Raw genomic sequence first — 6,000 nt, 5'->3', positions numbered from 1 at the left:
GCTGGTACTGCTCTACTACGCACTGCTGGTGATGCGAACTGCTCAGCGGCCTGCGACAGCGCCACTCTTCGACAGCCAGCCCCGTCGCCCGTCCTGCACCTGCTCTGGCTTGGAACCCCACTGCCGAACCTCCCGGCGCGCGCGTCCGCAGCCGACGCCTTCACCGAGGTACTGCCCACTCCACTGCTGGGTACCGCGAACTGCACATGCAGGTACTGCCACTGCGTCAACCGCAGTCCTCACGGCGGCCCCTGATCACTGCGGGCCACCCGGTCCGGCCGTCAGTCCCGTCACCGTCCTGCAACCACCCTGGCTTCGGAACTCCACCACCGCACCGCACTGCGAACCACAACTGCTTACTACTGGCCGGCAGTTCGTGTCTGCCAGGCCCTGCTGTCTCTCTGGGCTACGAGGGAAACCATAACCACACCACCACCCAATGTCTACTCCAGCAAAAACAGATTTCCGCGCGTTCGACACTGAAGAAATCAACCCCGAACAGCGATGAAGGACGACGCCAGACAGAGTCGACCGGAGACCACGCGACGCACGCCTGACTCGGATGACGCGGCCTTGTTGAACCGCGCGACGCCCGAGCCGTTCCGTGCGACCGTCTCTCTCCCCCCCCGGCACCGGCTGCGCATGCCGCCGCGGCTGCCGATCGCCCCAGCGGCAGAGCGGAGCTCAGCAGGGCGGACCCACACGGCGGGCTGAAGCCGCGTCAAACGGCAGGGTGACGTCAGTACGAGGCGCGCTCCCCTGCGATCGTCTGCTCGTACGCATCAGTCGCGTGTCAATGGTCCGGCTGGTCGTCTCTGCTCGTCTGCTCCGGAAGGCCGGGAAGGCAGAAGCCACGGCGGCGGCCTTTGGGTGTCTTGGCCCTGCTAGAACAGTCATCGATGGGCATCCAAGAGCGCGACCGTAAGGTGTACCGGCCGCTGTGGCGGGCCGGCCTTGAGGTGATCCCGAACGCGGTGCCGGACGGCACGATGCCGTTCGTCCACGGATACGGTGCCGAGGAGGTGGGCAGCGGGTTCTCCCACCGGTACGACACCCCACGGCTCGTCGAGCGGCTCAATGAGGACTGGTACGACCTCGCCGTCTCCTCGGGTCTTCTCGACCATCGGCGCGAGTTCCTCGTCCAGCTGCCGCAGGGCACCCGGACGCACCGGGCTGCCCTGCAGAGCATGCATGGTGGCGGCCACGCCGCGCCGGCCGTCTGGACCCGGGTCCGGCTCCTGGAGCGCTGGGACATCATGGGGCGGGGTGCGGCTTCAGCGTTCCTCGGCGCACACGCGGGCCACCCGGGCTTCGCCATGATGGCGCTCGACAGCAGCGTGTACGTCTGTGCCTGGCGGGTTGCCGCTGGACGGGCAGCGCACGCTGGTGGAGGGCGATGGCCGCCCGCCTCGGCGGGGACGGTAACCGGGAGGCGCTGACGCACTGCATCACCTCCAGCCCGTGGGATCCCGCGCATGTGCGGGCCCGGCCGGCCTGGAGGATGCACGTGGCGATCGGTCCGGAGGCACTGATCGTCGACGACACCGGCTTCGTCAAGGACGAGGCTGCCTCGGCGTGTGTGTCCAGGCAGTACACCGGCACCGCGGGCAAGGTCACCAACTGCCAGGTGGACGTGTCGCCGCACCTGGCGCACCATCATGCCTCGGCGGCGGTGAACTGGCGGCTGCCCCTGCGCACTTCGTGGGATCCCGTCTCTGCGAAGGCCGATGCGGCCAAGGTCCCCCGCCGCACCCGCCGCACCCGCCGCACCCGCCGCGGTATCCGGATCAGGTGGGGCATGTGGAAAGTGGCAGCTGGCGCTGGACATGATCGACGAGATCACGGTCGTGGGGCGTCGATGTTCCCCTGGTCGTGGCGGATGCCGGATACGGTGATGCCTCCACCTTCCGCCGCGGCCTGGAGGAGCGCAAGTTTGCCTTACGCGGTGGGGATTTCCTCCCGCTTCAAGCGCATGTACTCGCGGTTCGTCGCCCTGCACCTCCGCCCCGCTGGCAATGGCATCCGCCGGGCCACCGACGAAGTGAAATTGCCCGAACGGTGGCTGCTGGCGGAATGGCCGACTGGTGAGAGCGAGCCGGTGCGGTTCTGGCTCTCCAGTCTGCCCTCCGGGATGCCGCCGGCCACCCTGGTGCGGATGGCCAAGCTGCGCTGGCCCACCAGGAGCGCCATGGCCAACACGGCCCTTTGCTGCGCCGACCACATTGCGGCCCTTCTCGCCGACCGACCGGACGGCGCACCTGTGGCGGCCGTGTCGCGATCACCGTCAACGCGATGAGGCCCGCCGCCGCGGTGTCCGACGGCCAATTGCCTGTCTGCGTCCCCTGCGTGGGTCATCGAATGCGGCGGGACCGGCCCCACCCTGAGTCAGTGTGTGTAGGCCTCCCACGCTGCCGGCTTCAACTGATGCGTCGCGCGCGCTCACTGAGAGGCAACTGCGCGGACGCAGCAAGCACCGAACGGCAGTCGAGCCAGGCGTCAGCACTCAGCAAGTCCTGAAGTCGGGTGAACAAGGCGAGCAGCTCAGAGCTCCACTTGTCGCGAAAAGCAGCATCGGCATGGGCAAGATCGAGTTCGTTGGCTGCCGACAGTTCGGCGAAGTCCCGGCGCAACTGCGGTTCTGGAATGTAGGAGCAACCGGTGAACCGGTCATGGAAGTCCGCATCGCCTTGGCTGAGAGACGGGTAGGTGGTCTTCCGGTCGCATGAGGCGTACAGGTACACGATGGCCTCAGCCTCGACGCCGATCACCGCGGCAAGGTCCTCACGGCGGTCCAGCGGCAGCAGGACTGTGGGGAAGCCGTCCGTGCCGTAGAACGCGTGACAGAGTCCGGCGAGTTGGAGGGCCGGGCGGGCTTTCCATGTTGCGAGCTGGGCCTGTACGCGCTTGAGGTGGGCAAGGAGAGTGCCACCGGGGTGCGCGATACCTTCGGCGCCGAACTCACGCAGGAGAGCAACTGCCCGGTCGGTCGCGGCAGGGGGAGCAGGCACGGTGTCCGTCTCCTTTCGGCGAAAGGGTGGTCGGCACCCGCACAGCGCCTTCGCCCGGTCCGGATCCGCGTGAAAGCGCTGGGCGGGTTGCCGCCTGGGCCCTGCAACGATCCTCTGGCAGGCCAGCACCCCAGTCAATCCTGGGAATTGCTCGCTTGACCTTAGGGATAACTTGGGTGCCGTGACTCTGGACGATCTCCGCGTGTTCGTTGCCGTGTGCCGAGCGGGAAGCCTCAGCGCTGTGGCCCGGGACCTGTCCTGCACACAGTCAGCGGTGAGCCAGCACGTGAAGCGCCTGGAACGAGAGACCGGCGTGAGCCTGCTGGAGCGTCAGCCGCGCGGAGTCGTGCCGACAACGGCAGGGCGAATCCTGTGCGACGCCGCCGCCGAGGGGATCGGCGGGCTCGATCTTGCGCTACGCCGCCTCGGCGATCTTGTGAACGGAGAGAGCGGCTCCGTGCGGATCACCACGGGTGGAACGACAGTCCGGCATTTCATGGCCGAAGCGATCGTCTCCTTCCGTCGGCGCTACCCGAGGGTGAGCCTGGAGTTCCAGACGGAAACTTCCAGTCGCGGCTGCTTCGACGCCCTCCTGGCCAGCAACCTCGACCTGGCCTGGATCACGATCGGCGGTCCCGTGCGCGGCATCGAGCAGCGACCCGTCGTCGATCTGCCCTGGGTGCTGGCCGTGCGACCCGACGACCCACTCGCGGCTCGCACGCATATCGACGTCTCCGACCTCACGGGCATTCGCCTCGTCCGACTGCCGCCGAACTCCACCTCCGGCGCCCACCTGGACGCCGTGTTCGCTGAACTGGGCATCCGGGCCGGCTCGGACACGAGCGTCGCCGACTGGGATACGGCTCTGCTGCTGGCCGAACTCGGCTTGGGTCACGCCGTCGTACCCGCTGTACCGGGTCTAGCCACACCTGCCGATGGTGGCCTACGCCTCATCCCCATTCCCACTCTGCCGCCACTGTCCGTGGGCTGGGCGGTACGCCGCTGGGACGCGCTCTCCCCGCTCGCTCGGGCCTTTGCCGACACGGTCGCCGACCAATGTTCAGAGACATCCATCATTGCGTGAGCCGGAGCCAGGCAGACCGGCTCCACACTCAACACGCTTCTCTTGACAGAGAGGTCGTCACTGAACAGCAAGCGGAGGGGCGGCTGAGGAGTCCTGGTGATGTCGTCCCTCCCCCGACTGGGGGAGAGAGCTCCCTCGCGCGCGGGATCTCCCTGGTGCCGTCGCCCGGTGTACTGACGCAGTCGGCACCGGAAAGGACTTGCATGCGCACCCTCACCAGACGACGTCTGCTCACCTCTGCCGCCTCGGCGGCCTCCGCTGTGGGCCTGGCCGCCGTACCTGGGCGGGCCGCGGACCGGACCCACGTAGGGGCCGATGACGTGGTGGCCGCCCTGCGGGCGCTTCCAGGCCTGCGGGTCATCGAGGAACAGCCGGGCGCCGAGCCTGGATACCGCTTCTTCGTGCTCGGCCTGCGCCAACCGGTCGACCACAACGACCCCGGGGCCGGGACCTTCGAGCAGCGCCTTACCCTGCTCCATACTGCCGCCGACCGGCCCACCGTCCTGTTCAGCACCGGGTACGAAGTGCCGCTCATGCCGCGGCGGACCGAACCGGCCGTCCTCCTGGGCGGAAACCAACTCGGTGTCGAACACCGCTTCTTCGGCACCTCACGTCCGGCGACCCTCGACCTCACCCATCTGACGATCCGCCAGGCCGCCGACGACCACCACCGCGTGGTCCGCCTCTTCCGCCGGCTGTACCCCGGCGCATGGATCTCCACCGGCGGCAGCAAGGGCGGCATGGCCAGCGTGTACCACCGCCGTTTCCACCCCCACGACGTGGACGGCACCGTCGCCTACTCCGCCCCGAACAACGTGGACGACCGCGAGGACTCCGCGTACATACGGTTCCTGGAGCACGTGGGCACCGCCGCCGCCCGCGACGCCCTGAAGACAGCACAGCGACAGATGCTGCTGCGCCGCACATACCTGGTCGCCCGCTATGAGGCCTGGGCAACCGCCACCCATGACACCTTCCGCATCATCGGCAGCGCCGACAAGGCACTGGAGATCGCCGTCCTGCGAGTGCCGTTCATGTTCTGGCAGAACCGCACCGCTGCGGACGCCCCCGCCATCCCTGGCCCGGACGCCTCCACCGACGTGCTGTACGCGTGGCTGGAAGAGACGGCCGCCCTGCCCGTCTACGCCGACTCCACAGCCCGGAACTACATCCCCTACTGGTACCAACTCGGCACACAAATGGGCTACCTGAACGTTCCCACCGACCATTTGGACAGACTCCTGCAGTACCGGGACGGCATCGAACCCCGCGGTTTCGTGCCGCGCGACGTCCCGATGCACTTCGACGCCGAGGCCATGCCCGACATCGACCGCTGGGTGCGGCGGCGCGCCCGCCAGCTGCTCTTCGTCAACGGCACTCAGGACCCGTCCGTCGCGGAGCCCTTCCGGCCCGGTCCCCGCGACGCGCGCGTGCTGTGGGTGCCGGGCGGCAACCACCACGTCACGATCGCGGGCCTGTCCCCCACCGACCGCGCGGACGCTGTCACAGCGCTTCGCCGGTGGGCCACAGGCAGCGGCTGAAGTCCCCAACATCGTCAGGTCCCGCTCAGGCACATCGTCCATCGAAGTGCTGGAAGTCGCGGCTCCCACTGGGCGCGCCCGCGATCTGCCTCCTGCGGCCGGTCGGCCCGGCGCCGGTCCAGGGAGCCGCGGTAGGTCGTCCTCGCAGATGGCGAGGTACGCCTGAGTGGCGGTCAGCGTCTTGTGGCCGAGGATTCGCGACGCGATGTGGACGGACAGGCCGCCGGTGACGGCCTCGGTGGCGAACACCCGGCTTGTGTCCGCGCAGAGGCCGTGTGCGGGTGACCCCATGTGGGGATTGAGCAGGCGTGTAGTTGCGGACCATTTGGCAGCGCAGGCAGCTGGAAGTGTCGCATCCCGAGACCGC

Annotated in this window: 3 protein-coding genes and 1 pseudogene; 3 read left to right on the top strand and 1 reads right to left on the bottom strand. The window is 68.4% G+C overall.

The window, feature by feature from the left end; genetic code table 11:
- Positions 1–1,356: 1,356 nt before the first annotated feature.
- Positions 1,357–2,173, top strand: a pseudogene (locus AC5P09_RS45185) (IS701 family transposase); the annotation flags it as partial.
- A gap of 244 nt (positions 2,174–2,417) precedes the next feature.
- On the opposite strand, the gene AC5P09_RS45180 reads toward AC5P09_RS45185, so the two are convergent.
- On the bottom strand, positions 2,418–3,008 hold the full coding sequence (locus AC5P09_RS45180; RefSeq protein ID WP_493879510.1) for a DUF6817 domain-containing protein: 591 nt from the start codon (positions 3,006–3,008) through the stop codon (positions 2,418–2,420).
- 181 nt (positions 3,009–3,189) lie between these two features.
- Between AC5P09_RS45180 and AC5P09_RS45175 the strand changes: the two genes are divergently transcribed.
- Together AC5P09_RS45175 and AC5P09_RS45170 are read left to right on the top strand one after the other, a co-directional pair.
- Entirely contained in the window at positions 3,190–4,092 is a 903-nt protein-coding gene (locus tag AC5P09_RS45175; RefSeq protein WP_493879509.1) for a LysR family transcriptional regulator, read from the top strand.
- Positions 4,093–4,295: 203 nt separating this feature from the next.
- Positions 4,296–5,633 (top strand): S28 family serine protease, encoded by a 1,338-nt coding sequence (locus AC5P09_RS45170; protein WP_493879508.1) that lies wholly within the window; start codon positions 4,296–4,298, stop codon positions 5,631–5,633.
- Positions 5,634–6,000: the final 367 nt, after the last annotated feature.

It is taken from the genome of Streptomyces sp. a15, from assembly GCF_059026085.1.
Note: the sequence above shows the minus strand (reverse complement) of the source record. Positions and strands in the feature narration are given on the sequence as shown.